At 72.4% G+C, this 26,693-nt stretch carries 17 protein-coding genes; 7 read left to right on the forward strand and 10 right to left on the reverse strand.

Going from position 1 to position 26,693, the window contains the following annotated elements; genetic code table 11:
* The 3 genes from ACFVX6_RS11375 to ACFVX6_RS11385 form a co-directional block, all read right to left on the reverse strand.
* Positions 1-1,472: DEAD/DEAH box helicase (locus tag ACFVX6_RS11375; RefSeq protein WP_389690139.1), on the reverse strand; the 1,472-nt coding region annotated here is incomplete at its 3' end.
* Positions 1,473-1,784: 312 nt separating this feature from the next.
* Entirely contained in the window at positions 1,785-1,988 is a 204-nt protein-coding gene (locus ACFVX6_RS11380; RefSeq protein ID WP_266879695.1) for a cold-shock protein, read from the reverse strand.
* Positions 1,989-2,756: 768 nt separating this feature from the next.
* Positions 2,757-5,144, reverse strand: coding sequence for a proprotein convertase P-domain-containing protein (locus ACFVX6_RS11385; protein WP_389690141.1), 2,388 nt, complete (start codon positions 5,142-5,144; stop codon positions 2,757-2,759).
* A 415-nt stretch (positions 5,145-5,559) separates the two neighbouring features.
* On the opposite strand from ACFVX6_RS11385, the gene ACFVX6_RS11390 reads away from it, so the two are divergent.
* The 7 genes from ACFVX6_RS11390 (at position 5,560) to ACFVX6_RS11420 (ending at position 13,507) form a co-directional block, all read left to right on the forward strand.
* Positions 5,560-5,961 (forward strand): SseB family protein, encoded by a 402-nt coding sequence (locus tag ACFVX6_RS11390; RefSeq protein ID WP_389690143.1) that lies wholly within the window; start codon positions 5,560-5,562, stop codon positions 5,959-5,961.
* Positions 5,961-6,524: a hypothetical protein gene (locus ACFVX6_RS11395; protein ID WP_389690145.1), complete on the forward strand. Its 564-nt coding sequence runs from the start codon at positions 5,961-5,963 to the stop codon at positions 6,522-6,524. Before ACFVX6_RS11390 ends, ACFVX6_RS11395 begins: the two co-directional genes overlap by 1 nt.
* Positions 6,524-11,179: a putative T7SS-secreted protein gene (locus ACFVX6_RS11400; protein ID WP_389690147.1), complete on the forward strand. Its 4,656-nt coding sequence runs from the start codon at positions 6,524-6,526 to the stop codon at positions 11,177-11,179. Before ACFVX6_RS11395 ends, ACFVX6_RS11400 begins: the two co-directional genes overlap by 1 nt.
* Positions 11,166-11,660: a hypothetical protein gene (locus ACFVX6_RS11405; RefSeq protein WP_389690149.1), complete on the forward strand. Its 495-nt coding sequence runs from the start codon at positions 11,166-11,168 to the stop codon at positions 11,658-11,660. The genes ACFVX6_RS11400 and ACFVX6_RS11405 overlap by 14 nt, the downstream gene beginning before the upstream one ends.
* Positions 11,661-11,669: 9 nt before the next feature.
* Positions 11,670-12,071 (forward strand): Imm50 family immunity protein, encoded by a 402-nt coding sequence (locus ACFVX6_RS11410; protein ID WP_389690151.1) that lies wholly within the window; start codon positions 11,670-11,672, stop codon positions 12,069-12,071.
* A gap of 120 nt (positions 12,072-12,191) precedes the next feature.
* Complete coding sequence (locus ACFVX6_RS11415) at positions 12,192-12,593, forward strand: BlaI/MecI/CopY family transcriptional regulator (RefSeq protein ID WP_389690153.1); 402 nt, start codon at positions 12,192-12,194, stop codon at positions 12,591-12,593.
* Positions 12,590-13,507, forward strand: a complete 918-nt coding sequence (locus ACFVX6_RS11420) for a M56 family metallopeptidase (RefSeq protein ID WP_389690155.1) — start codon at positions 12,590-12,592, stop codon at positions 13,505-13,507. The genes ACFVX6_RS11415 and ACFVX6_RS11420 overlap by 4 nt, the downstream gene beginning before the upstream one ends.
* A 12-nt stretch (positions 13,508-13,519) precedes the next feature.
* Here ACFVX6_RS11420 and ACFVX6_RS11425 read toward each other — a convergent pair whose 3' ends face one another.
* The 7 genes from ACFVX6_RS11425 to ACFVX6_RS11455 form a co-directional block, all read right to left on the reverse strand.
* On the reverse strand, positions 13,520-14,725 hold the full coding sequence (locus ACFVX6_RS11425; RefSeq protein WP_389690157.1) for an SURF1 family cytochrome oxidase biogenesis protein: 1,206 nt from the start codon (positions 14,723-14,725) through the stop codon (positions 13,520-13,522).
* Entirely contained in the window at positions 14,722-15,519 is a 798-nt protein-coding gene (locus ACFVX6_RS11430; protein WP_389690159.1) for a thioesterase II family protein, read from the reverse strand. The genes ACFVX6_RS11425 and ACFVX6_RS11430 overlap by 4 nt, the downstream gene beginning before the upstream one ends.
* Positions 15,516-17,156 (reverse strand): condensation domain-containing protein, encoded by a 1,641-nt coding sequence (locus tag ACFVX6_RS11435; protein ID WP_389690161.1) that lies wholly within the window; start codon positions 17,154-17,156, stop codon positions 15,516-15,518. The genes ACFVX6_RS11430 and ACFVX6_RS11435 overlap by 4 nt, the downstream gene beginning before the upstream one ends.
* 2 nt (positions 17,157-17,158) lie before the next feature.
* Positions 17,159-21,274, reverse strand: a complete 4,116-nt coding sequence (locus ACFVX6_RS11440) for an amino acid adenylation domain-containing protein (RefSeq protein WP_389690163.1) — start codon at positions 21,272-21,274, stop codon at positions 17,159-17,161.
* On the reverse strand, positions 21,271-24,696 hold the full coding sequence (locus ACFVX6_RS11445) for an amino acid adenylation domain-containing protein (RefSeq protein ID WP_389690165.1): 3,426 nt from the start codon (positions 24,694-24,696) through the stop codon (positions 21,271-21,273). Before ACFVX6_RS11445 ends, ACFVX6_RS11440 begins: the two co-directional genes overlap by 4 nt.
* Before the next feature lie 291 nt (positions 24,697-24,987).
* Complete coding sequence (locus ACFVX6_RS11450; RefSeq protein WP_389690167.1) at positions 24,988-25,557, reverse strand: response regulator transcription factor; 570 nt, start codon at positions 25,555-25,557, stop codon at positions 24,988-24,990.
* A gap of 229 nt (positions 25,558-25,786) precedes the next feature.
* Positions 25,787-26,693, reverse strand: a 907-nt coding sequence (locus ACFVX6_RS11455; RefSeq protein WP_389690169.1) for an MFS transporter, incomplete at its 5' end; no start/stop codon positions are given.

The following is a 26,693-nucleotide window of genomic DNA, read 5'->3' on the forward strand; positions in this document are numbered from 1 at the left end:
CGGGCCGCTGACATGGGCCCGCGTCGCCCGCGGGAGGAGCCGCTGCGCTTGGGCCGCTCGGAGACCGGTGCGGTGATGGTGACCGGGATGCCGGAAGGTGCCTGGGCGCCGGTGATGCGGCTCAGGGCCTCGTCGCCCGAGCGGACCTGGGTCGTCTGCGGGGTGATGCCCGCGGCCGTCATCAGGCGGGCCATCTCGCGGCGCTGGTTGGGGGTGACCAGCGTGACGACGCTGCCGGACTCGCCGGCACGGGCGGTACGGCCGCCGCGGTGCAGGTAGTCCTTGGGGTCGGTCGGCGGGTCCACGTTCACGACGAGGTCCAGGTTGTCGACGTGGATTCCACGCGCAGCCACGTTCGTGGCGACCAGCACGGTGACGTGCCCGCTCTTGAACTGCGTGAGGGTCCGGGTCCGCTGCGGCTGGGACTTCCCGCCGTGCAGGGCCGCGGCGCGCACCCCGCTGTCGAGGAGGTCCTGGGTGAGGCGGTCCACGGCGTGCTTGGTGTCCAGGAACATGATCACGCGGCCGTCGCGAGCGGCGATCTCCGTCGTCGTCCGCTGCTTGTCGGCGCCGTGGACGTGGAGGACGTGGTGCTCCATCGTGGTGACGGCGCCCTGCGAGGGATCGACGGAGTGCACGACCGGGTCGGTCAGGTAGCGCCGGACCAACAGGTCGACGTTGCGGTCCAGGGTGGCGGAGAACAGCATCCGCTGGCCCTCGGGACGCACCTGGTCCAGCAGGGCGGTGACCTGCGGCATGAACCCCATGTCGGCCATCTGGTCCGCCTCGTCGAGGACGGTGATGGCGACCTGGTTCAACCGGCAGTCACCACGGTCGATGAGGTCCTCAAGCCGTCCCGGGGTGGCAACCACGACTTCGGCGCCGCCGCGCAGCGCGTTGGCCTGGCGGCCGATGGGCATGCCGCCGACCACGGTGGCCAGACGGAGCCTGACCGCCCGGGCGTACGGGGTGAGCGCGTCGGTCACCTGCTGGGCCAGTTCGCGGGTGGGTACGAGGATCAGCGCGAGCGGCTGATGGGGCTCGGCGCGCTGCCCGGCGCTGCGGGCCAGCAGGGCGAGGCCGAAGGCCAGGGTCTTGCCGGAGCCGGTGCGGCCCCGGCCGAGGACGTCACGGCCCGCGAGGGTGTTGGGCAGGGTGGCGCCCTGGATCGGGAAGGGCACGCTCACGCCCTGCGTGCCGAGGGCGGCCAGCAGCTCGGCCGGCATGTCGAGGTCGGCGAAGGCCTCCACGGCGGGCAGCGCGGGCGTGATCGTCTTCGGCGGGGCGAACTCGCCCTGAACCGCTGCGGGGCGGCGGCCGGAGCCGCCGGAGCGGCTCGGACCTGCGGAACGGCTCCGAGCCGGGGCGGCGAATCGACTGCCCCGATCCGAACCGGCGCCTGCGCCGAAAGCGGGGCCGCCGGTGCGGCTGCGGGTACGGGACGAGCGCTCGTTCTTACGTGTGGGGTTCATGCGAAACCTTCCTTGATACGGCACGTATCAAGGAATTCCCGCAGCGGAAGAGCGGCGCGGGGAATTGCGAGAACGGGCCGAATGGAATGCGGAAGCGATCCGGCCCGCGAGAGATTGTGCGGGTACGGGCGCTGCGATGGGGGTGGCGTCATGGGGACGCGGAAACCGGAGAAATGAGCGCGGGCGCGGCTCCCGGGGGGGGGGGGGGCTTCGGGGGCGGGGTCCGGGGGGGGGACGCCCGGGGGGTGTGGGGCGTTGTTGGGGCCCGCACCCCGAGGGATGCGGGCCACAACTGCGAAACGCCAGTCAGTGTCAGGCGGGAACGATGTTCTCCGCCGTCGGGCCCTTCTGGCCCGGCGCGATGTCGAAGGTGACCTTCTGGCCTTCGGTCAGCTCGCGGAAGCCTTGGGCGGCGATGTTCGAGAAGTGGGCGAAGACGTCGTCGCCGCCACCGTCCTGCTCGATGAAGCCGAAACCCTTTGCCGCGTTGAACCACTTCACGGTGCCGGCAGCCATGTCATATCTCCTTGGGGGCAGTACATCGACATCCGCACTATGCGGAGACCGTGTCGCCGCGATGATGCCCCGCCCGGAAAATGACCGGAAATATGAAGCGCTGCCATGCGGCGCGAAAGCCGCTTGGAGGTGCTCTAAGTTTTTGGGTACCAAAACTGCAACCGAGATGGACAGTAGCACGCCTCAGTAGATTTCGATGGGATGAATATCCATACCCTCCGCACTGCGGCAAAAACTCTCCTTGCGGTGCCCTTCAAACTCTCAGGCCGCGGGGACAGATATTAATTCATCCCGAGTGCAGCGTTTCGAAAATGGTGCGATTCGGTCCCCTTCTGTCCAGGTTGCTGTGGCAGGGCTCCACCGCCTCCAGCCGGGATGTCCACCGTGACATCCTGAACGGAATTCGGTCGAAGGGGTCATGAGTATGGCGGCGGACGCCCACCGGCTCCTCGTCATCTCGGTCGAGAGCGCAGGAGCCTCACGGGCCGTGTGCGTGGTGCGGAGCCTGCACGGTTCCGCACGCGTCGGGATGCTCTACCAGCTGCCTTCCTTGGCGGACGGAACCGTGGAACTGACGGAGATCGAGTGGTACGGGCATCCGCGGGAGGTGCTGGACGGCATGCACCACGCGAAGGTCTGCCTCGTCGGGTCCTCGCGGGCACGGCCGCGTTCATGGCGGCAGCGGTCGGGGAAAAGGGCGCGGCCCCCGGCGGGGGAGCCGGGGGCCGCGCGTTCGGGAGTGGTTCGCCGTGGTCCGGACGGGACCGGTCAGAACTTCAGGGTCCAGTGGTCGAGCGTTCCGGAGGAGCCGGCCGAGATGTCCTCGACCCGGAGCTTCCACACCCCGCTCGCCGGGGAGGCGGAGGCGTCCACCGTGTAGATCTGCTGGATCACGCCGTCGCCCTCTTCCTCCACGGAGTCCTTGACCATGTACACCTTGCCGTCCGGGGCGACCAGGTGGACGTCCAGGTCACCGCGCCAGGCGTGGGTGGCGTGCACGTACACCTGGAGGTTCTTCGGCGCGTTGCCCGCGATGCCGGTGACGGTGACCGGGACCTCGATGGTGCCCGGGTCGGGGACCGAGTGCGGGGTCTGCACCTCGTACGCCGGGAACGTCATCGACCAGGCGTCGAGGGTGCCGACGGCGCCGGTGGACGGGTCGGAGACCTTCAGCGTCCACAGACCGTCCGCGGGCGAGGCGGAGGCGTCCACCCGGTAGGTCTCGCGGAGCAGCCCGCCGTTCTCGGTGGCGGCGGTGGAGGTGGAACGCAGCGGGTAGGTCCGGCCGTCCGGGGAGAGCAGGTCGATCCGGACGTCGCCGCGCCACTCGTGGGTGACGTCCACGGCGACCTGGAGGGCGGCCGGGGCCCGGCCGCCGATGCCGGCCACCGTGATGCCGGAGGTGACGGAGCCGCCGTCCGGGACGCTGAGGTTGCCGGTCATGGCGAAGGGCGTGGGGAAGTTCAGCGACCAGCCGAGGAGGGTGCCCGTGGAGCCGGCCCCGATGTCCTGGACCTGCAGCTTCCAGGTCCCGGAGGCGGGGGAGGCGGAGGCGTCGACGGTGAAGCCGCCGAGCGCGCCGGCCCCCTCGGTGGCGGAGGCGGACTTCAGGCGGTACAGCTTCCCGTCGGGAGCCACCAGGTCGATCTTGAGGTCGCCGCGCCAGGAGTGGCTGCCCTCCAGCTCGACCCGGAGTGCCTTGGGCGCGTTGCCGGGCACCCCGGTGACGGTCAGCGGGGCCTCCACGGTGCCCGGGTCCGGGATGGGCCGGTCGGTGTCGTCGGAGACCTGGGAGGGACGCGGCCGGGCGGCCGGCTCCGGCTCCGGGGCGGGCGTGCCGACGACGGCCTTGCCGAGGTCGATCCGGGGGGTGACGGCCCCGGTGTACGTGATCGGCGAACCGGTGGTGCCCAGCTTCGACACCAGGTTCGCGATGCTCTCCGCCGGGTACTTCTGGCGCAGCACCGCCAGGGCCCCCGTCACGTGCGGGGCCGCCATCGAGGTGCCGCTCTTCGCCGCGTAGCCGTTGCCCGGGACCGAGGACACCACGGCCGCGCCGGGTGCCATCACGTCCAGCAGTGGGCCGCGGTTGCTGAACGAGGCCACCTGGTCGTCGTTGGTCGTCGCACCGACCGTCACCGCCGACGGGACGCAGCCGGGGGCGTTGACCGCGTCGCCGTACCCGTTGTTGCCGGCCGCGACCACCGTCGCGACGCCCGCCGAGTACAGGCTGTCGATCACGGACTTGCGGGGGTCGGTGGCGCAGGCCGTGGTCCAACGGCCCGCACCCAGCGACATGTTGGCCGCGACGATGTCCGTGCCGGCCTGCTTCAGCGCGTACACCTTCTCCAACGCCTTGATCTGCGAGCTGGTGAAGCTCAGCACGCAGGGGCTGTTGCCCGCGCCGCAGTAGGCGTCGGAGGTGAAGCGGGAGAACACCTGCATCGCCACGATGTTCGCGCCCGGCGCCGCCCCGCGCTTGGGGGCGCCGCTCAGGCCGGTTCCGTTGCCGGCGGCTATGCCCGCCACGTGGGTGCCGTGCGAGCAGGCCGCGCCCAGTTCCGCGCAACCGCCGGTGTCGGCGTCGGCGCTGCCGGCGCCCTCCTGGGAGGCCTCGCCGTTCGGGCAGAGGCTGGTCGCGCCGTACGTCGCGTCGTTCACCGAGAAGCAGGCCTCGGCCGTCACCCGGCCGCTCAGGAAGGGGTGGTTCTTCGCGACACCGGTGTCGATCACCGCGACCGTGGCGCCCGCCCCGGTGGCGCCGGCGGCGAACGCCTTGTCAGCGCCGATCCGGACCGTCGAGCTGTCCAGCGTCGGGGGGACCGGGACGTCCTCCGTCACGCTCACCACGTCCGGATTGGAGCGGAGTTCGGCGAGCCCCGCCTGGTCCACCGTGAGGGTGACCATCGGCAGCCGGTCGTACGCCACCTCCGTCTCGCCCGCCGAGGCGGCCGCGGCCACGTCGGAGCGGGTCTGGGTCACCACGTTCACCCGGACCGTGCCGCCGCCCTCGGTTCCGGTCTCCAGCGCCGGGTCCACCGGGACCTCGTCGGCGGCCGCCGCGGGGGCCGCCCCGACCAGGGGCACCAGGCCCGTCGGCAGTGCACCGAGCAGCAGGCCCGTGGCCATCGCGACGGCCACAGCAGATCTCTTCACGACAGGCTCCAGGGAGTAGGCACCGAGCGGGCGGTGCCGCGGCGGCAAGAAAGAAGGAGGGGGGAGGGGGCAACCCGCTGATGAAGCCCGCGAGTTCAGGGCAGGAAAGACCGCGCGACCAAGAGACGGCTGAGCATGACCGGAGTCCCTCGAGCGCTGCGGTGTTTCCCGCTGACGTGATCAAGGCTGCCGCAGCTGAGGGGGGTGAACCAGGGGTCTCGGCTGTCCCGGACTCGACATGTCCTACACAGGACAGGGCGCGCTCTGCGGCATGGACCAGCGCTATCCGTCCGGCGGGATCCCCTCCCGGTGCACCACGTCTGAAGGGGCCCTTGCAGGGGCCCGAGGGAACCGGTGGGGTCCCCGGTAGCGTGTTGTTCTAGGACGCTGACCGGCACTGGAGGGGATGCAGCCCATGGAACTGACCGTAGAGATCGCGGCGATTCGGGACGGGCTGGGTGATTCCGGACGTCTGGTGGGGGAGTTCCGGCGGGCCGTGCTGCTGGTTCCGCTCGAGGACGGGCCCGAGGGCGGTCTGATGTCGGCGGCTTCGGGTGGTATCCGCTGGGTCTACGCATTCACCGATGAGGAGGCGTTGGCCCGGTTCGCCGAGGCGCGCGGGGAGTCCGGCCGGGAGTGGGAGTTCCTCTCGGTGCTGGGTGCGCGGCTCGTGGATGCGGTGGTTCCGGCCGCGGGCGGTCCGGTGGGTGTGGTCGTGAACGTGGCGGACGAGCAGGGGTCGATGTTCTTCCCGCCGGTCGCGGGGATCGTTCCGGACGCGAATGCCGTGGACCTGGACCGCGGGGAGGTGGCCTGATGGCCGGTGACGGGGATCTGGAAGTTTCGCCGGCCGCGGTCAAGAACATCCAGGACGGTCTGCGGTCCGCGATCGGGGAGTTGCGCGAGTCGGGGGACGCGGCCGGTGCCTCGATGGGCGCGGGGTTCGAGAACCTGGCGATGACGGGGATGGAGGCCGGCCACGCGGGCCTGGCCACCGACTTCGAGGACTTCTGCGAGCGCTGGGAGTGGGGCGTGCGCAGCCTCGTGCAGAACGCGAGCACCCTCGCGCAGTCGCTCGGGATCGCGGCGGGCACGGTGTGGGAGGAGGAGCAGTACCTGCACGGTTCGTTCAAGGTGGTGGCGAACGCGGCGTACGGCAATCCGCACGCGTCCGAGGACGAGATCGAGCAGAAGTCCTGGGGGGACATCTTCTCCGCGGACGCCTACAAGCCGGATTACAGCGCGGAGTCCTTCGAGAAGAGCAACGAGCAGATCCGGCAGACCTGGTCGGACACCGGGGACCAGCTCACCTCCACCGGGAAGATCGGTTCGCTGAAGGACCTGCTGGAGCAGGCGAAGCGTGACGGGGACGGTCACTGATGGGCTGGCGGGATTTCGTTCCGGACGGGGTCGAGGACTGGGCCGAGGACCGGGTCGAGGACGTCGGTGACGCCATCGAGTGGGCCGGCGACAAGACGGCCGGGCTCGCCGAGAACGTCGGTCTGGACGACGCCGGGGACTGGATCCGCGACAAGAGCCGCTCGGCCGCCAACCAGCTCGGCGCGGACGTCGCGGAGATGGAGCTCGGCCAGACCGAGGACCCGAAGAAGCTGGTCTACGGCAGCGTGTCGAAGATCCGCGCACAGGTGTCTCACCTGAACGACTTCAAGGCCTCCTTCGACAAGGTCGGGAACGGCCTGAAGGGCATGGGCGAGCCGGACGGGCTCAAGGGCAAGACGGCCGAGTCGTTCCGGGAGGCGGTGGCGAAGGAGCCGCCGCGCTGGTTCAAGGCGGCGGAGGCCTTCGGGAAGGCCGCGGACGCGATGGGCCGGTTCGCGGAGACCGTGGAGTGGGCGCAGGGCCAGGCCAAGGAGGCGCTGGAGGAGTACGACCGGGCGAAGAAGGCCTCCACCGACGCCCGCACCGCGCACAACAAGCTGGTCGACACCTACAACGACGCGCTGAAGGCCAAGCAGGATCCGCTGCCGCCCCGCCCCTCGGAGAACTTCACCGACCCGGGCACGGCGATCGCGACGGCCGCACAGGACAAGCTGGATACGGCCCGCAAGCAGCGCAACGACGTCGCCGAGACGGTCCGTACGGCGGTCCGGGCGGCGCGTGACGCGGCTCCGCCGAAGCCCTCGTACGCCAAGCAGCTCGGCGACGGCATGGACTACCTGGACCTCGCGAAGACGCACCTGACGGGTGGTGTCATCAAGGGCACGGCCGGCATCGTGAACTTCGCGCGTGCGCTGAACCCGATGGATCCGTACAACCTGACGCATCCGGCCGAGTACGTGACGAACCTGAACTCGACGGCGGCGGGTCTGGTCACGATGGTCAACGACCCTCTGGGCGCGGGCAAGCAGATGCTCGACGAGTTCATGAAGGACCCCTCCGAGGGCTTCGGGAAGATGATCCCGGAGCTCATCGGTTCCAAGGGCCTGGGGTCGTTGAAGAAGGTCGGCTCGGCGGCCTCGCACCTCGACGACCTCAAGGGACCCGGCCGCACGGGCCTCGACAAGGACGGTCCGAACCAGCGGGACAAGCCGGACTGTGACAAGCGGTGCGACGGGACCGACCCGGTCGACCTGGCGACCGGCCGGATGTTCCTGCCACAGACCGACATCGTCCTGCCGGGTACGCTGCCGCTGGTCTTCACCCGCCGCGCGGAGTCCGGCTACACGGCGGGCCGCTGGTTCGGCCCGTCATGGTCCTCGACCGTCGACGAACACCTGGAGATCGACCCCGAGGGCGTCGTCCTGGTCACCGCGGACGGCCTGGTCGTCCCGTACCCGCACCCCGCCCCCGGTGTTCCGGTGTTCGCCACCAGTGGTCCCCGGTGGTCGCTGGACCGCACCCCGGGGGGCGGTTACGGCGTCACCGACCCGGCCGGGGGCCTCACCCGGCACTTCACCGCTCCCGCCGGCGCCGAGGACGACGGCGACGGGTACGGACGCGCGGTCATCGACCGCGTCGAGGACCGCAACGGCAACACGATCACCTTCGAGTACGACGCCGCGGGCACCCCGCTGGGCATCAGCCACAGCGGCGGCTACCACCTGCGCCTGGAGACCGCCGAGGGCCGCGTCACCGGCCTGCACCTGACCGGTGGCCCGCGCGTCCTCGCGTACGGCTACACCGACGGAAACCTCACCGAGATCGTCAACTCCTCGGGCCGGCCGCTCAGCCTCGCCTACGACGAGCGCGGCCGCATCACCTCGTGGACGGACACCAACGACCGCCGGTACTCGTACACGTACGACGACGAGGACCGCTGCGTCGCGCAGGGCGGGGACGCGGGCCACCTCACGCTCAGCATCGCCTACGGCCGGCCGGACCCGTCGACGGGCCTGCGCACCACCACGACCTCCACGCCCACCGGTGAGGTGCGCCGCTATCTGGTGGACGCCTCCTACCGGGTGGTGGAGTCGGTCGGAGCGCTCGGCGCCGTGACCCGCTCCTCGTACGATGCCCGCGGCCGACTGGCCTCGCTCACGGACGCGCTCGGCCGCACCACCGTCTTCGGCCGTGATGCCCAAGGCCGTCTGGTCCACGTGGTCCGGCCGGACGGCAAGGAACTGAGCACCGAGTACGACGCCGCGGGACGACCGGTGCTCCAGATTCGAGCAGACCGGACCACCTGGCGGTTCGCCTACGACGAGCGCGGGAATCCGGTCGTCCGCACCGGCCCCGTGGGCGGCACCACCCGCTACACGTACGACGACGCGGGCGCCCTGACCTCGTCCACCGACGCCCTCGGCGGCACCACCCGGCTCCGCTGCGACCGGGCGGGCCTCCCCGTCGAGATCACCGACCCGGTCGGTGCGGTCACCCGGTACGAACGGGACGCCTTCGGCCGGGCCATCCGCATCGTCGACGCCCTGGGACACACCACCGAGCTGCACTGGACACCGGAAGGACGGCCGGCCCGGCGGGTCGAAGCGGACGGCTCCGCCCAGGAGTGGACGTACGACGGCGAGGGGAACTGCCTCACCCACACGGACGCGGCAGGCGCCACCGTCCGCTACGAATACGGCGACTTCGACCTGGTGACGGCCCGCACCGGCCCCGACGGTGCCCGCCACACCTTCACCCACGACGCCGGACTGCGGCTCACCGAGGTGCTGGACCCCCGGGGACTGACCTGGCGCTACACCTACGACGCCGCGGGCATGCCGGAGTCGGAGACCGACTTCGACGGCCGGACCGTCCGCTACGTCCACGACGCGGGCGGCCGCCTCGTCACCCGGATCAACGCCGCGGGCCAGGCCGTCCGCATGGAGTACGACGTCCTCGACAACCGGGTGCTGAAGGAGGCGGACGGGGAGACCACCCACTACACGTACGACTTCTCGGACCGGCTGGCGTCGGTGACCGGGCCGGGAGGCACCCTGACGTACCTGCGCGACCGCGCCGGCCGCATCTGCCGGGAGACCTTCGAGGGCCGGACCCTGACGCGCTCGTACGACGAACTCAGCCGCGTCGTATCCCGCACCACCCCGTCCGGTGCGACCGCCGAGTGGACCTACGACGCCGCGGGCCACCGCACCGCGCTGACCACTTCCGGTCACCGGATCGCCTTCGAGCGGGACGCCCTCGGCCGGGAGACGGGCCGCCGCGTCGGCGACGCGCTCGCGCTGGACCTCGTGCGCGACGACCTGGGGCGCCTGGTGGAGCAGCGCGTCACCGGCGGAGAGGGCAGGCCGTCACGACGCCGGAGCTACTCCTACCGTGCGGACGGCAGCCTGCTCTCGGTCACCGACGACCTCGGGGGCGACCGGAGCTACGAACTGGACCCGGCGGGACGGGTCACCGCCGTCACGGCCTCCGGCTGGAGCGAGCGGTACGCCTACGACGTGGCGGGCAACCAGACCGAGGCCTCCTGGCCCGCCGTGCACCCGGGCGGATCCGAGGCCACCGGACCCCGCGCTTACGAGGGCACCCTCCTCGTCGGGGCGGGCCGCACCGCCTACGCGTACGACGCCATGGGGCGGGCCGTCCGGCGCAGTCGCACCCGGCTCTCGCGCAGACCGGACACCTGGGAGTACGCGTGGGACGCCGAGGACCGGCTCACGGCCGTGACCACCCCGGACGGCACGCTGTGGCGGTACCGCTACGACCCCATGGGCCGGCGCAGCGCCAAACAGCGCATGGCCGCTGACGGGGTCACCGTGGTGGAGGAGGTCACCTTCGTCTGGGACGGCATGACGCTGTGCGAGCAGACCTCCACCAGGGCCACGGAGCCCGGTGCCGGGGCGCCGCCCCCGTCGGTCACGCTGACCTGGGACCACCACGGACTCCAGCCGCTCGCGCAGACGGAACGGCTGGCGGCCGGCGACGGCGATGTCGACAGCCGGTTCTTCGCGATCGTCACCGACCTGATCGGCACCCCTCTGGAGCTCGTCGACGAGAGCGGCGGGATCGCCTGGCGCACCCGTGCGACGGTGTGGGGGGCGACCACGTGGAACACCGACGCGCGCGGCTACACGCCGTTGCGCTTCCCCGGGCAGTACTTCGACCCGGAATCAGGGCTGCACTACAACTGCTTCCGGCACTACGACCCCGAGACCGCCCGTTACCTCTCCGGCGACCCCCTGGGTCTGGGCCCGGCGCCCAACCCCCGTACCTACGTGGCGAACCCGCTGACCTGGACGGACGCGCTGGGTCTCGCCCCCGAATGCCCGAAGGTCGGCCGGACCAGGGAGGAGACGAAGGCGCTGGCGCTGCGTGAGGCGGGCGTGCCCGAGGGGCTGGAACCCTCGGACGTGTACCCGTGGACGAAGGCGACCACGCCCGAATGGCAGGGGGGCAAGCAGCTGATGGGGCCGGACGGCAAACCGATCTGGTACACCGAGGAGTGGTACGAGCTGCCCAACGGGGACATCGTCGTCTTCCAGGACCATTGGTTCGGCCACCAGAAGCCGGGTGAGCCCGGATACCAGCCGGCGCACGTACACGTCCGCCCCGGAGAGGACACCCGGAACGGCCAGATCCCGGGCACGGAGGAGCATTACTACTATGACCTGGAATGATTTCGTCGTGAACGCGGAGGTCTTCGCCCCGTACTACGACGAGCTGCCCCCGCTGACGGCCGTCCTGCTCCGCTCCGTCCACCTGGACGGCTGGGCTTCGGCCGTGACGCTCAGGCTCGACCTGCCCCGGTTCCCGGACCGGTGGGAGGCGGGGCCCGGCGATACGATGCAGTGTCAGCTCCAGTTCTCGCACGTCGAGGACTTCGTGATGGACGGGTGGCGCCCGCCGGTGACGGCGGACGTGGAGCTGGCCGCGCTCGTCGGGCCGCCGGAGCACCGGATCGCGGTACGGGTGGCGGCGGCCGGGGCCGAGGTGGCCTTCACGGCGAACGCCTCCGTGGTCGCCGGGCGGCTCGGAGTCTTCACCCGAGGCGCGGACGGCGGTGACGGCGGGCCGCGCCATTTCACGCGCCTGATCGAGCGCAGGCTCTACCCGGCGCTGCCGCCCACCCACGACAACACGTTCTACGAGCGGGTCTGAGAGTCCGAGATGAGCCTGAGCCTTCCCCCGTGGCCGCAACTCGCGGTGCTGTACGACGCGCCGCCGGATCTCTCCTCCTGCCCGCTGTACTACGTGCACGTGGACGAGCGCGACACGTCGGTCACCCTGGGCTTCGAGAGCTCGCGGCTGCCCGATCACCCCGAGCCGGACTGGCAGGAGGGGACGTACAACACCCTGCGCTTCTTCGTCGTGTTCAGCGGCGTGGACGAACTGCGGATGACGGGCATCGCCGCGGAGAACCCGGATCTCCACGACCGCACGGTGCGCCTCACCGAGACGGTGACGGGTCGCCAGCGGGTGTCGGTGACCAGCGCGACCCGCTCGATCTCCTTCACCGCCGAGGCCTCCCGGGTCGACCGGATCCGCGTCTACTTGCAGGGATCGCCGTGACCCGGACCCCGGAGACGAACGTCCTCCCGGTCGACCACGCCTGACCGATCGCCTGTCTACGATGTGGCAGCGGAGCAGACGACCAATGCTGCGCAGGGGTGGACGAGAGGGGAGACGCGCATGAGACGGCTGGGCGAGTTGGAGGCCGAGATCATGGACCGGCTGTGGCAGTGGGAGCAGGCCGCCACGGTCCGCGAGCTCGTCGATGACATCAACAAGATCAGGCCGCTGGCCTACACCACGGTCCTGACCGTGGCCGACGTGCTGTACCGCAAGGGCTGGCTCAGGCGCGGCAAGAGCGGCCGGGCCTGGACGTACGAACCCGTGCGCAGCCGCGAGGACTACACCGCCGGGCTCATGCGGGAGGCCCTGGGCTGTACGACGGACCGTCCGGCGGCGCTGATGCGCTTCGTCGAGCACATGTCGCCGGAGGACGTGGGGTCGCTGGACGCCGCGCTGCGTTCACTCGTGCGGCCGGGACGGGACGACGGAGCCGCTCCGGGGGACGGCGTTCGCGAGTGAACCACCACGTCCTCCCGCCGCTGATCACGGCGGTGTGCACCGGCCTGCTGTGTCCCGGCCCGCTGGCCCGGGCGCGGTGGGCCCGGCAAGCGCCCCGGCTGGCCGTCGCCGCCTGGGGCCTCCTCGCGGCGGCCTTCACCGCCGCGGTCGCCCTCGGCGCGATGCTGCTGTTCGTGCCGTACGAGGACGTGCACCGGCTCGGCGGTCACGCGGCGGCCTGCCTGTCGTGGAGCGGGCAGGACTGCGCGGCGGCAGCCGACACGGTGGACGGGTGGGCGCTGGGGGCGGCGGCCGCCGTACTCGCTCTGCCCACGGCGGCCTTCTGCCGCGAACTCCTGAAGGCCCGGCGGCGGCGCGACCGGCACGCGCACGGGCTCCGGCTGATCGGCAGGGCCGACACCGGGCTGCGGGCCACCGTGGTCCCGCACGCCGATCCGGCCGTGTACTGCCTGCCCGGACGGGAGGCGCAGATCGTCGTCACCACCGGCGCGATGGACATCCTCAGCGAGGCGCAACTGGCCGCCGCCCTGCGGCACGAGCGGGCACACATCGACGGCCGCCACCACGTGGTGATCGGCGCCGTCACCGGATTCGGCCGGGTCTTCCGCGGCCTGTCCCTGGCCCGGCAGTCCGCCGCGCAGGTACCGCTGCTGCTCGAGATGGCGGCGGACGACCGGGCGTTGCGCCACTGCGCGCGCGACGTGCTGGCCACCGCGCTCTACTCGATGGCGTCCGCGCGGGTGACGGACCGGTCCGCCTTCGCGGTCGGGGGACCCTCCGTGGCCATCCGGATCGCACGCATCCTCGACCGGCCCGGCGTGGTCCGCCCGGTCCTGACGGGCCTGCTCTGGATGGGCGCCCGTGCCTGCGTCATCCTGCCGGTCGCCACCACCTGCTGCCTGATCCTCGGCTGACCCCGCGGGGCCTCAGCCGGCCGCCGCGTCCTGGCAGCCGACCAGTTCCACCGCGGTGGCGCGCCCCGTCGTGCGCAGCCGGACGAGCCGGTCCACCGTGCCCGTCCGCTCGGGGAAGCCGACGTCCTTGCGCCCCACCTCCCGGCCCGCCTCCGACAGGGAACGCAGGGTGCACACGACGACCGTGTCCGCTCCCTTGCGCACCGACACCCGGGCCTCCACCGAGTCCGCCGACAGCACGTCGAAGCCGACGAGTTCGCCGCTGTAGTCCTGGCCGGTGACGTACACGGTGCCGCTCCACCCGAGGAACGCGACGGCCACGGCGCCGAGCACGGCGCCCGCGATCCTCAGCGTCCGGTCCTTGCGGGCGTCCTCGGTGCGCGCCACCTCGGCGCGGTCGGACACCGCCCGGTCGGACCCGGCCCGGTCGGACACCGCCCCGTCGGACACCGCGGCGGATGCGGCAGCGGGCGCCGGCACCGCCACGGGGGCCTCCCGCTCACGGCGGCGGAGCTTGAACCACATGAAGACGACGAAGCCGGCGAAGACGAACCACTCCCCGGTGTAGCCGAGGTTCTGGAAGGCCTTGAAGTCCAGTCCGGCGCCCGCCGGAACCACCGGCGGCACCGCGCGCAGCGGGCCCGGCGGGTCGGGCACGGTGAGCCAGGCGTCGTACACCTCGTACGGGAGTACGTTGACCAGCGCGGCCGCGCTGATGATCCCGAGCTGCCCCGGGGGCAGGCCGCCCGCCCGTACCCCCCTGGTGCGCTGGTGCTCGGAGGCCTGGAGCGCGCCGGTCACGGTGACCCGGCCCCCGGGCGGGGCCGGCACCGGGACGGTGCCCGCCTCGCCGGGGAGCCAGCCGCGCACGACCGGCACCGCCTGACCCTCGTCCGTACGCAGCACGGTCAGGACGTAGAAGCCGTCCTTTCCGTCCAGCCGCCGCTCGGGCACCAGGAACTGGCCGGCGGGATCGTAGCGGCCGCTCGCGTCGGCGAGCCGGCCGACCGTCCCGGCGCTGACGGGCAGCATGCCCTCCAGCGGCCCGGCGGTCTGCCGGGCCCGGGCGTCCTGGTAGCGGCGGTACTCCTGGTCCGCCTCGACGCGCGCCGAGAACCGGTCGAGCTGCCAGCTCCCCATGAAGAGGCAGAACGGCACGGCGAGGACGGTGAACAGGTGGATGCCCCACCAGCGGGGCGTGCGCAGCGATCGGTTCACGGCCGGGCGGTTCCTCCGGTGGCGGTCCGAAGGGCGGAGATCCGGTCGCTGATCAGCCGGGCGATCTCCTCCATGACCTCGTTCAGATAGAAGTGGCCGCCGGGGAACACGTCCAGTGTGTGGCCGGCGTGGGTGTGGTGGCGCCAGTCCGCGGCCTCGTCCAGGGTGACCCGGGGATCGTCCGAGCCGGTCAGCACGGCGATCGGACAGCCCAGTTCCGGCCCCGGCCGGTGCCGGTAGGTCTCGATGGCCCGGTAATCGACCCGGACGGCCGGCAGCACCATCCGCAGGATGTCGGGGTCGGCGAGCAGGTCCCCGCCGGTGCCGCCCAGCAGCCGGAGCTCCTCCGCCAGCCCCGCGTCGTCCTTGAGGTGGGCCCACTCCTCCCGGTGCCGGGAGGGCGCCCGGCGGCCCGACGCGAACAGCAGGGCGGGTCGTACGCCCGCCTGGTGCTCCAGACGGCGGGCCACCTCGTACCCCACCGTGGCGCCCATGCTGTGGCCGAACAGCGCGAGCGGCCGGTCGTCGAGCAGGGGCAGCAGGGCCGCCACCACCCCGTCGGCGAGGACGCGCACGTCGTCGACGCCGGGCTCGCGGAGCCGGTCCTGACGACCGGGATACTGCACCGCCAGCACCTCCACGTCGGGCGCGAGCGCCTGGGCCAGCGGGAAGTAGAAGCCGGCGGCCCCGCCCGCGTGCGGGAGGCACAGCAGGCGGACCCCGGCCTCCTCGGACGGGCGGAAGCTGCGGATCCAGCGGGCGCGGGCCGGATCGGGCGTGCCGACGGCGCTCACCGGCCCGCCCCGTCCACCGCGGCCGGCCGGGACCAGGCGTCGGCCGGCTGCTGTGGACCCTCGGGGCGGGCCAGTCCCAGCAGCAGCTCCTCGTAGGAGCGGAGCATGGCGTCCATCAGACCCTCCGGGAAGAGCGCGTCGACCGAGTCCCAGGCCAGCACCACGCCCGCGTCGGTCCGGTACACCTGGTGGTCCAGCCAGACCTGCGGGGTCTGGGAGATCATCCAGCTCCACTCGCCCAGTTCCTCCCGGACCTCGGGCGGTACGAACGCGGAACCGAGGTTGCAGGCGAAGACCACCGGGGCGCCGGCGCGTGCGCCGCCGTTCGCCCTGCGCAGGTCCTGCAACACGCTCAGCGTCGAGTACTGGGCGTGCGAGGCGTTCTCCTGGAGCCGGCGCTGCAGGTCCAGGGCCCGCTCCGCGAAGGGGACGGGTCGGCGCAGGTCGATGCTGAGCAGCACCAGGTTGGTGAAGTCGGCCACCAGGGCGCCCACTTCGGCGTCGAGCGGCTGCCGGTCGAACAGCGGCACGTTGAGCAGGAAGTGGTCGTTCTCGCTCCACGCCCCGAGCACCTCCGCGTAGGCGGTCGCGAGGACCATCGCGGGGGTCAGGCCGAACTCCCGGGCCCGAGCGGTGATCCGCTCCCACACCGGCGGCGCCAGGGTGAAGCTGCGCCGGGAGAACACCGGTTCGTCGATGTCCTCGGGCGCCGCCGCCAGCGGGAGCGACGGCCCGCAGACCGGCATCCCGGGAACCCGCTCGCGCCAGAACTCCCGGGCGACCGCGAGCGGGCTCCCCGGGGCGCCGGCGGAACCGGACCACGCCCGGTGGTCCTCCAGGTACTGGGGGAATCCGTACGCGGGCGGCGGAGCGAGCCGTGCCGGGTCCCGGTAGGCCGAGGCGAGATCGGCGAGGACGAGCTCGATGCTGGCCACGTCCGCGACCAGCAGGTCGATGCCGAAGTGGATACGGGTGCGGCCGTCCGGCAGCAGCGACAGCTGTACGTCGAACACCTGGCCCGCGGCCACGTCGAACATGCGGTGGGAGAGCCGCGAGCGCACCTCGCCGAGGTGAACGGCGGCCTTGTCCCGATCGTCGGAGGCGAAGTCGTGGACGGTCAGCCCGGCCCACGGACTGCGGGCGAGGATCTGCTGGCGCCCGTCCTCGAGGAACCGTGCCCGCAGCATGCCGTGCCGGGCGAGGACGTGGCGCACGGCCTCCTCGAGGCGCACCGGTTCGACACCGCTGCCGTCGAATTCCAGGTAGGCGTGGCATCCGACACCGCCGAGGGTCATCTCCGCCCGGCGGCCGATCCAGTACGCCCGCTGCACCGGGGTGAGGGCGAAGGGGGCCCCCGCGTCGACGGGGCGGCCCCCGGCGGTCTGCGGGAGGGCGCGGCCCGCCGTCAACAGCGCGTGCCACGCTTCCACGGTCGGCTCCTGGGCCAGCTCGCGGAAGGTCACGGACGCGCCCTCCCGGCGCCAGCCGCCGGCCAGCCGCATCATGCGGATGGAGTCCATCCCGTGCCCGATCAGGTTCGCGGAGTCCGGGATCGACTCGGCCTCCACGCCCAGCACCTCGGCCGCGGCGCGCCGCACGTCGACCATCGACACGTCGTTCACATTCGGCTTCTGCACGGTCAGTTCCTGTCCTGCGTGACGGATACGGCTTCGGCACGGGCGGCGAGCGTCGCACCGAGCCAGGCGCCGGCCCGGCCGGCGACGGCGGGCAGCGCCTCGGGACCGACGATCGAGTAGTGGTCGTACGGCCAGAACTCGACCTCGATGCCGGGGACGAGGTCCTGCCAGGCGGCCACCGGATCGGGGCGGTCGACCTCGCCGGCCAGCAACAGCAGGGCCGGTACGTCGAGCTTGTCCGGCCGGTGGGCGTCCAGGACCGCCAGGTTGTGCGCGTGCACCCGCATGAGCAGCTCGTACTGGGCCGTGCCGGCCTCGGCGGGCAGCCAGCCGTTCGCGCAGGCCACCTCCGCACCGGTCTCCACGAGCCGTCCGGCCGGTGCGGCCAGGACCGCGGCGCGGGCGTCGGCGGGCAGCCGCCCCCCGGCCAGGTCGCCGAGGAACTCCACGTGCCGGTCCGCCTCGGTGGCGGGCGAACGGTCCTCCAGGAGATCGCTGTCGATCATGAACAGCGCCACCTCGTGGCCCTGCCCGGCGAGCTGTCCCGCCACGGCGTGGGCGAGCACGCCGCCCATCGACCAGCCGCCCAGGGCGTACGGGCCCGAGGGCCGCACCCGCTGGAGCTCCTCCCGGTAGGCCGTGGCCATGGTCTCCAGGTCCGGTTCGCACGCCCGGGTCGTGCCCTCGGCGAGGGCGCGGCTCTGGAAGGCGTGGACGGGACCCGGCCAGGCCTGCGCGAAGCCGGTGTAGGCGGCGACGGAGCCGCCGACCGGGTGGAAGAGGGACAGCGGCGTGCCGTCCCCGGCGCCGGTCCCGGCGGACAGCAGGACCCGGCTGGAAGCCGTCAGGTCGTGCTCCCCGATCCGTGCGGCGAGGGCGCGCACCGTCGGCGCCTCGAAGACCTGGCCGAACGGCAGCTCGACTCCGAGGTCGGTCCGGATCCGGGTGACCAGCCGCAGGGCGAGCAGCGAATTGCCGCCCAGCGCGAAGAAGTTGTCGTCCTGGCCGACCGAGGCGACCCCGAGCAGCTCCGTCCAGAGCGCGCTCAGCGTCTCCCGCGGTCCGCCGGCCGCGGACTCCTCGACGGCGTCCACCCGCGCGGCCGTCCGACGTCCGGGGGGCGGGGTCCGTGCCGCGATCCCGGCCAGTGCACCCGCCACGTCCACCTTGCCGTTGGGCGTCAGCGGGAGCCGGTCCAGTACGTGGACCCGACCGGGGACCAGGTAGTGCGGAAGCCGCGACCGCAGGTGCGCGAGGACCGTCCGGTCGTCGAGCACGGCGGACTCGTACGGGACCACGAGGGCCACCAGCCGCCGCTGGCCGCCGGGCGCCTCCACACCGTCGACCACGCACTCGCGTACCGCCGGGTGTTCGCGGACGGCCGCCTCGACCTCGCCGGGCTCCACCCGGAATCCCTGGATCTTGAGCTGCCGGTCCTCGCGGCCGAGGAACTCGATGGTGCCGTCCGGCCGGTAGCAGCCGAGGTCACCGGTCCAGTACAGCCGTTCGCCACCGGACGGATGGTGGAAGAACCGCTCCGCGGTCCGCTCCTCGTCCGCCCAGTAGCCCGTGCTGAGTCCCGCGCCGCCGATGTGGATCCGGCCCACCGCCCAGGGCGGGCGGAGCCCCAGCCGGTGGTCGAGCACCCGCATGGTCTGGTTCCGCAGCGGAACGCCGTACGGGATGCTCGGCCAGGCCGGGTCGACCTCGCCGATCTCGTGGATGTTCGACCAGATGGACGCCTCGGTGGCGCCGCCCATCGCGATCAGCCGGACGGCCGGCCACCGCGAGCGCAGCAGGTCCGGCAGCGTGGTGGGGATCCAGTCGCCGCTCATCAGGAAGGCCCGGACGGGCGGCTTGGCGCAGCCCCCCGAGGCTCCGTCGGCCTCGGCCAGCATCTGGGCCAGCGCCGGCACGGAGTTCCACACCGTCACGCCGAAGGCCGCCGCGGTCTCGGCCCAGCCCACCGGGTCGGGTCGGGCGGCGGCCGCCGGGAGCACCAGGGCCGCTCCGGCGGCGAGGGCGCCGAACACGTCCCACACCGACAGGTCGAAGCTCAGCGACGAGATGCCGAAGACCCGGTCGGCCGCGGTCAGCGCCACCCGCTCGTTCACGTCGGCGATGGTGTTGACGGCCGCCCGGTGCTCGATCATGACGCCCTTGGGACGCCCGGTGGAACCCGAGGTGTAGATGATGTAGGCGAGGTCCTCGGGCGTGCCGCCGTGGGCGGCGTCCGGCCAGGGCTCGGCATCGACGGCCCCGTCAACGGCCTCGGCCTCGTCCAAGGCCTCGGCCCCGTCCACGGCCAGTTGAGGTCGGGAGCCCATCGCCCCGGGGGCGGGAGCGGTGTGCGACTGGACGAGCACCGCCGGAGCGGAGCAGGTGTCCAGCAGGTGGCCGATCCGCTCGGCCGGGAGGGCGGCGTCCACGGGGCAGTAGGCCGCTCCGGCCCGCAGGACGCCCAGGACGCCGACGATCTGCTCCCAGCCCTTGGCCATCACGACCGGTACGACGTCGCCGCGGCCGACGCCCCGGGAGCGCAGCCAGGCCGCCACCGCCCGCGAACGGGCCTCCAGCTCGCCGTAGGTGAGGGTCCGGCGGGCGCTCAGCACCGCGACGGTCCCGGGATGGAGGGCCGCGCGGCGCAGGAACCCGTCCTCCAACCGCTCATCGGGCGGCGCCGAAGCGGCGGTGTTCAGGGCTTCCACGAGGGTCCGGTGGGCGGCGGGAACCGGATCGGGCGCCGCCGTGGCCGCGTCCGGGCCGGCGAGCAGGTCCAGCATCCGCGCGTAGGCGTCGAACATCAGGTCCGGCAGCCCGGCCGGGAAGGCCGCGTCGACCACGTCCCAGACGCAGTCGACGCCGCCGGCCGCCCCGCTGTGGAGCTGGTTGTCGACCAGCACCTGCGGGGTGCGCAGATCGCTGAAGACCTCACGGCAGGCGAGCCGCCCCATCGGTCCTTCGGAGCCCGCTCCGTGCGGGGCCGCCATCGCCGCGTCCGGCGCGGGCGTCGCGCCGGGTTTGAGCATGCTGGTGAAGACGTACGGCAGCGCGGCGCGCGAGGTCCAGCCGCGGCGGGCCGCCAGCGCGCGGGTGATGGCCACGCCCGCCACGTCGGCGTTCTGGAGGTCCCGCATCACCTGCTTCTGCAAGTTCCGTGCGCGCTCCCAGAAGTCGGCGGACCCTGCGGACCCGTCGGACCCGTTGAGGTTCACCTCCAGCGGCAACGTCGCCCCGAACTGGCCCACCACATCCGCCATGTGCGGGCGGGAGGTGGCCCAGTTCTGGTGCAGCATGTTCAGGCTGAACCTGGGGGAGTCCGCCCAGGCGCCGATCACCTCGGCGAACACGTGGAGCAGGGCGGTCGTCGGCAGCACCCGGTGGCCGCGGAAGGTGGCGCACAGCCGCTGCCACTGCTCCCGGCCGAGATGGTGGGTGCGCCGCCGGAAGCGGACGGACGCGATGGCCGCGGGCTGCACCGCCAGCGGCAGCCGGGGGGCGTCCGGCAGGGTGTCGAGCCGCTCCTCCCAGTACCGCCACTGCTCCCGGTACCCGGGGGAGTTCTCGTGCGCGAGCAGCTCCATCCGGCTGTCGCGGTAGGTCGCCGCGGGTTCGGGGAGCGCCGCCGCGGGATCGTCGTAGTAGGTCCGCCACTCGTCCATCACCCGGCGGATGCCGCGGCCGTCCAGGAGCAGCAGGCTCATCGAGACGTGGGCGCGGAACCGGCGCTCACGGACGCGCTGGACGACGATCTCGAACAGCGGCCAGGTCCCGGGATCGACGCCCTCCTCGCACATCCGCTCGCGGGTGGCCGCGAGCGCGGCGCGCTGCCGGTCCTCGTCGAGGCCGGTCAGGTCCGTCACCCGCAGGGGCAGCGGCGGGGTCTGCGCCTCGGGCAGCACCCGCTGGGTGCCGGCCCCGTCGACCACGACCCGTAGATGGGCGTGCCGGCGCACCAGGGTCTCCAGGGCCTGCCGGGCCCGGGCGGGGTCGAGGTCCACCAGGTCGATCTCGACGTAGTAGCCCGGCCGGAAGCCGCCGAGCTCCACCATGTCGGACATCCCGACGAGGTAGCCCTCCTGGAGGGGGGTCAGCGGGAAGGGGTCGTGGTCGGTCATGCCGCGGCCCCGGCTTCGCGGGACAGCACCAGGGCCAGTTCCTTGATGGTCGGGGCCTGGAAGAGCATGTCGATGGCCTCGTCGCCGGCCTTGTCGATGCCGAGCTCGGTGCGGAGCCGGCCGGCCATGCGGACCGCGTGCAGGGAGTCGCCGCCGAGGTCGAAGAAGTTGTCCTCGGTGCCGAAGCCCCTGTGGCCCAGGGCGTCGCACCAGATCTCGTACAGGCGCCGCTCCAGTTCGGAGAGCGGTTCGGTCCGTTCCTGCGGTTCCGGCTCGGCCCAGGGGGAGGGGAGGGCGGAGCGGTCGACCTTGCCGTTGGCGCTCAGCGGGACCTCGTCGAGGACCAGGAAGTGGTGCGGGACCATGTAGTCGGGCAGCAGCCCGCCCAGCGCCCTGCCGAGGGACGAGACGTCCAGCGCGGCGTCGGCGACGCCCTCCTGGCCGGGGGTCCCGGCCAGCAGGACGTGCTGGACCAGCGCGTCCACGACGGGCTCGCCCTCGGGCACCGGGGCGAAGCGGGTGAAGCCGGCCGCGGTCAGCTGCGCGCGCCACTGGGGTACGGACAGCAGGGTGGCCTCACGCTGGTCCTGGTAGTTCCCGAAGCCCTCGAGGAAGGCGAAACTGATCATGTTGAGGGGGGAGTTGACGGTCCCCTCGATCAGTACGAGGAGTCCGCCGGGGGCGAGCAGTTCGCGGGTGCGGCGCAGGGTGCGGGTCAAGTGTTTGGCGTCGTGCAGCACGTTCGCCGCGACGATGACGTCCACCCCGCCGGCGGGGAGGCCCTGCCCGGCCGGGTCGGCGTCGATGTCGAACAGGCCGTACTCGACGAAGGGATGGACCCCTTCGTAGCGCTTCCTGGCCCGCTCGGTGAAGGCGGTGGACAGATCGGTGAACCGGTAGGTGACCCGGTCCGCCGGCAGCGCCGCCAGCACCGCGTCCGCCGTCGAGCCGGTGCCCGCACCGACCTCGAGGACCCGGACCGTGCGGTCGGCCGGGAAGCCCTCGACGAAGGAGCGGACGGCCTGGGCGGCGATCCGGTTCTGCAGCCGGGCCGCCGGGTTGGCCGCGTACAGGGCTTCGGTCACCCGCCAGTCCCCGTCGGGGAGCAGGAGGTTCAGCGGGCGGGTCTCGCCGTGCAGCAGCGGCAGTTGGCGCTCGATGCAGGAGGTGAAGTAGTCGAGGAGGGTCCGGTCCGGACCCGCCGCCGTGATCCCGGCGAGGACGGCGTCGATCTCGCGGCCGAGCGCGTCCGCGTCGAGCGCGCCGTCGGCGCGGTACTCGTCGGGCCTGCCGGTGGCGCGCAGCACACCGAGGTCCGCGAGGACCGCCGCCCACTGGCTGACCAGCCCCCGGTACAGGGGCAGCACCTTCCCGCCCGCCACGATCTCGTCCACGGTGGCCGTGGAGCCGGCGGCGTTGAAGAAGCCGAGCCGGGCGAAGGTGCGGGCCATGACCGTGGGCGCGAGGCCTTCGAGCCCGTGCCAGGTGGCGCGGAACGAGGCGATGTCCGGGGCGAGTTCGGCCGCGGCGCGGTGCAGCTCCGTGTGGGCGGCTTCCAGTGCTGCCGGCCAGGCGGAGGTGCCGGGGGCGGCGCCGGGGGAGGTGTCCACCGGTGTGGCGGCGCCGTCCTCGGGGACCACGTGGGCGACGAGTTGTCCGCGACCGCTGTCCGGGTTGGTGGCGACGGTGAGGATCGCCTCGCGCACTCCGCTCTGGCGGCGCAGCACGGCCGAGATCTCGTCGAGTTCGATGCGGAACCCGTTGACCTTGACCTGGTTGTCCTCCCGGCCGAGGAACTCGATGTCTCCGCCGGACAGGTAGCGCCCGAGGTCGCCGGTCCGGTACAGCGTCTCTCCCGTGGCCGGGTGGACCACGAAGCGCTCGGCGGTCCGCGTCGGGTCGGCCCAGTAGCCCTTGGCCACACCGATGCCGCCGATGTAGATCTCGCCGGTGGTCCAGACGGGGCACGGGTCCATGCGGTGGTCGAGCACGTGCAGGGTCTGGTTCGCGAGCGGCTTGCCGTACGGGATCCGGTTCCACTGGGCCGGAACCTCGCCGACCGGGTAGTGGACCGACCAGATGGACGCCTCCGTCGCACCGCCGAGGCTGATGACCCGGGCGTCCGGGTACGGGACGCGCAGCTCGTCCGGCAGGGACACCGGGATCCAGTCGCCGCTGAGCATCACCAGGCGCAGCGGGGCCCCCGCGGGGACGGGGGCGGGGGAGTCCAGCCACAGGCGCAGCAGGGCCGGCACCGAGTTCCAGACGGTGACCCCGTGGCGTTCCACCAACCGCGACCAGTGCTCGGGGTCGTGGGCCCGGTCGGGAGCCGGCAGGACCACGGCGGCGCCGGCGGCGAGCGTGCCGAACACGTCGTAGACGGAGAGGTCGAAGCTGAGGGAGGAGAGGGCGAGCACCCGGTCGGCGGGGCCGACGCCGAAGCGCTCGTTGATGTCCTGGACGGTGTTGGCCGCGCCGCGGTGGTCGACGACCACGCCCTTGGGGCGGCCCGTCGAACCGGAGGTGAAGATCACGTAGGCGAGGTCGTCCGGGGTGGGCGCCGTCTCCAGGGGGCCGTCGGAGGCTTCGAGCACCTCGGTGTCCTCGAGGGTGACGAGGCTGACGTCGGCCGGCCATGCGAAGGTGTCGCGCAGGTGCGGTGTGGTCACGACGATCCGCACACCGCCCTGGTCCACCAACTGGGCGCGGCGGGCGGCGGGCCAGGAGGGGTCGATCGGCAGGTACGCGGCCCGGGACAGGGTGACGCCGAGGACGGACGGGACCTGGGCGAGGCACTTGTCGACGACCACGCCCACCAGCTGTCCGGGGGTGGCACCGAGGTCGATCAGTCGGCGGGCGAGGCGCCGGGCGGCGGTGAGGGTCTCGGCGTACGTCAGCTCCCCGTCGTCGGCGAGGACGGCGATCGCGTCGGGGGACTCGGCGGTCCGCGCCTCGACGAGCCCGCAGAGCGTGGCGGCCGGCAGTTCCGCGGCCGTGTCGTTGGCCGCGGTGCGCTCGGCGGTCTGCCACTGGGGGAGCGGCGTGAGCCGGCCCGGGGCGTCCCAGGACCCGGGCTCTCGTGCCAGCAGGTCGAGGAGGTCGGCGCAGACGGCGACGAGGTCGGCGGGGAAACCGGCGGGGAACTGCGCCGCCTGCACGTCCCAGGTGACGGTGAGGACGCCGTCGTGCTCGGCGAACGTGCAGGTGAGGGCGGAGGGCTCGGCGGTGGGAGCCTCCGGGAGCGGCCGCGGCGGCTCGGCGAGCTGCTGCTCCACGCGCTGGGCACGCGCGGCGAAGGAGTCCCCGGGACGTACGTCGAAGGTGAGCGGGTGGACCGCGCGGTCGAGCCCCGCGGTAGCCAGGTCCAAGGAGAAGCCGGGCTGCTTGGACCACAGGCGAAGGACATCGGCAGCAGCCGTCACCAGGACCGCCACCGGGCTCAGACATCGCTCGTTTGCTATTTGCGCCAGGACATTCCATTCATCTTTGAAGTCCAAAGTGCTACAGAATGGAACATCGCTTCCGGCGCTGTTGAATGCGGAAAGGCAAGGCATCTCCGGTGCCGGAGAGTCCGCTGGAAGGCGCAGTGTTACGGTATCGCCGAAGTTTTTGGCAAGGCTGTTTTCAGCCATTGGATGATTCCCCCGTGCGTGAGATGGAATGGTTGCCGGGCAGCGCGGCCGGACGGGTGGGGTGCGGGGTGGGGCGGAACGTCAGGAGACGTCTCTGCCCACGTCGCTCAGTTCCAGCAGCCCGCTGCGCAGCGCGACGGCGACGGCCGAGGTCCGGTTCTGGCAGTTCAACTTGCTCATCACGTTGGCGAGATGGCGTTTGGCGCCGTGCTCGCTGATCCCCATGGTCCGGGCGATCTGGCGGTTGCTCATCCCCTGGGCCACGCCCCAGAGGGTCTCCGTCTCACGCTCGGTGAGCTTCGGCCGGCGGCTCTCGCTCTCGGGTGCGGCGGAGGCCAGTCGTACGACCTGGCGCAATGCCTCGGGCGATACGGCCACGGTGCCGCGCCGGTGCGGGGTGAGCACTTCGTCGAGTTCGGCGCTCGGCAGGTCCTCCAGCCGCAACACCACGTCGGCGAGCACCCATTGGGCGGTGTCGAGCTGGTCCTGCATCAGGGAGCGCAGGACCAGCACGACGTGCGTGGCCGGGTCGGCGAGCAGCGGGCCGAGCCGGGAGAGGTCCTCCACGCCCACGGCCGATGAGAGGACGACGGTCAGGGGCCGGGCCACCCGGTCGAGCGGAATGTCCGCCGCAGAGGCGGCAGATGTCACGAATTCAGGCCGGGTGCCGGGCGACACGAACCGTCTCAGTAATGCCCTGGAGGCCGGATCGGGATCGACGACGAGGATGGTGCAACACTCTCCGTCGGTTTTTTGCTGTCCATCTTGCATTTTATCTCCCCCGGTAGCCATTTCGGCCAAACAACGGGATCTACTATCAATCATAGAAGTTGGGGGAGTCAAGCGATTGAGGACGGGTGAACCGTTCGCGTACGCTATTTCAGTGGGCGAAAACAGGACCGGCCGAGGGGTCGGGTCGACCCTTGGGGAGGAGCGTCAGGCCGGCCACGGCCGCCACGGCGGCGATGACCGCGCAGGTGGTGAAGGCGCTGCCGAAACCGTCGACCGACGGGGTGGTGCCCTCGAGGCTCGCGCCCGCCACCGCGGCGACCACGGCGATGCCCAGGGACGCGCCCAGTTCGTGGCAGGTGTTGACCAGGCCGGAGCCCAGCCCCGCGTCCTTGTGCTCGACGCCGTGCATGGAACTGGTGATGGCGCAGACGAAGCCGATGCCCAGCCCGAACGAGAGCAGGATGAAGCCCGGCATGACCTGGGTCCACGCGTTGCCGTCCCGCTCCAGGCCGGTCAGCAGGAGCGCCCCGGCCACGGCGACTGCCATGCCGCCGGTGGCCGTCGCCCGCCATCCCAGCCGCGCCACGGCCTGTGAGCCGAGGTGCGCGCCGACGAGGGTGGCCAGGGCGGCCGGCAGGAACGTCAGGCCGGTGCGCAGTGCGCTGAAGCCGAGGACGTGCTGGAGGTAGAGCGAGCACAGGAAGAACGCCGAGATCAGGACGCCGGACGCGGCGAGCATCAGCAGGCAGCCGCCGATGAGCGAGCGCCGGGCCAGGAACGGAAGCCGCACCAGGGGCGCGGCGGCGGAGCGCTCCGCGACGACGAACAGCACGGCTCCGACGAGCGCGCCCAGCAGCGGGAGCCATGCGCCGATGTCGCCGAATCCGTTGTCCCGGGCCTGGGCGAGGCCGTAGATGAGCAGGGCGGGGGTGGCCGTCATCGTCAGCGCGCCCGGCAGGTCGAACCCGGTGGGGGCTGCGCCGTGGCCGTGGCCGTGAACCTGACCGTGCTCGGGACCGTGAGCCGGGGCGTGGTGGCCGTGAGTCGCAGCCTCG

The organism is Streptomyces sp. NPDC058289 (genome assembly GCF_042880975.1).
Taxonomy (GTDB): Bacteria; Actinomycetota; Actinomycetes; order Streptomycetales; family Streptomycetaceae; genus Streptomyces; species Streptomyces stoeckheimensis.

Bases quoted from the DNA above. Each gene is read 5' to 3' on its own strand.
- ACFVX6_RS11405 (WP_389690149.1), top strand. From the start codon at position 11,166: ATGACCTGGAATGATTTCGTCGTGAACGCGGAGGTCTTCGCCCCGTAC.
- ACFVX6_RS11390 (WP_389690143.1), top strand. From the start codon at position 5,560: ATGGAACTGACCGTAGAGATCGCGGCGATTCGGGACGGGCTGGGTGAT.
- ACFVX6_RS11415 (WP_389690153.1), top strand. From the start codon at position 12,192: ATGAGACGGCTGGGCGAGTTGGAGGCCGAGATCATGGACCGGCTGTGG.
- ACFVX6_RS11380 (WP_266879695.1), bottom strand. From the start codon at position 1,988: ATGGCTGCCGGCACCGTGAAGTGGTTCAACGCGGCAAAGGGTTTCGGC.
- ACFVX6_RS11395 (WP_389690145.1), top strand. From the start codon at position 5,961: ATGGCCGGTGACGGGGATCTGGAAGTTTCGCCGGCCGCGGTCAAGAAC.
- ACFVX6_RS11400 (WP_389690147.1), top strand. From the start codon at position 6,524: ATGGGCTGGCGGGATTTCGTTCCGGACGGGGTCGAGGACTGGGCCGAG.
- ACFVX6_RS11440 (WP_389690163.1), bottom strand. From the start codon at position 21,274: ATGACCGACCACGACCCCTTCCCGCTGACCCCCCTCCAGGAGGGCTAC.
- ACFVX6_RS11410 (WP_389690151.1), top strand. From the start codon at position 11,670: ATGAGCCTGAGCCTTCCCCCGTGGCCGCAACTCGCGGTGCTGTACGAC.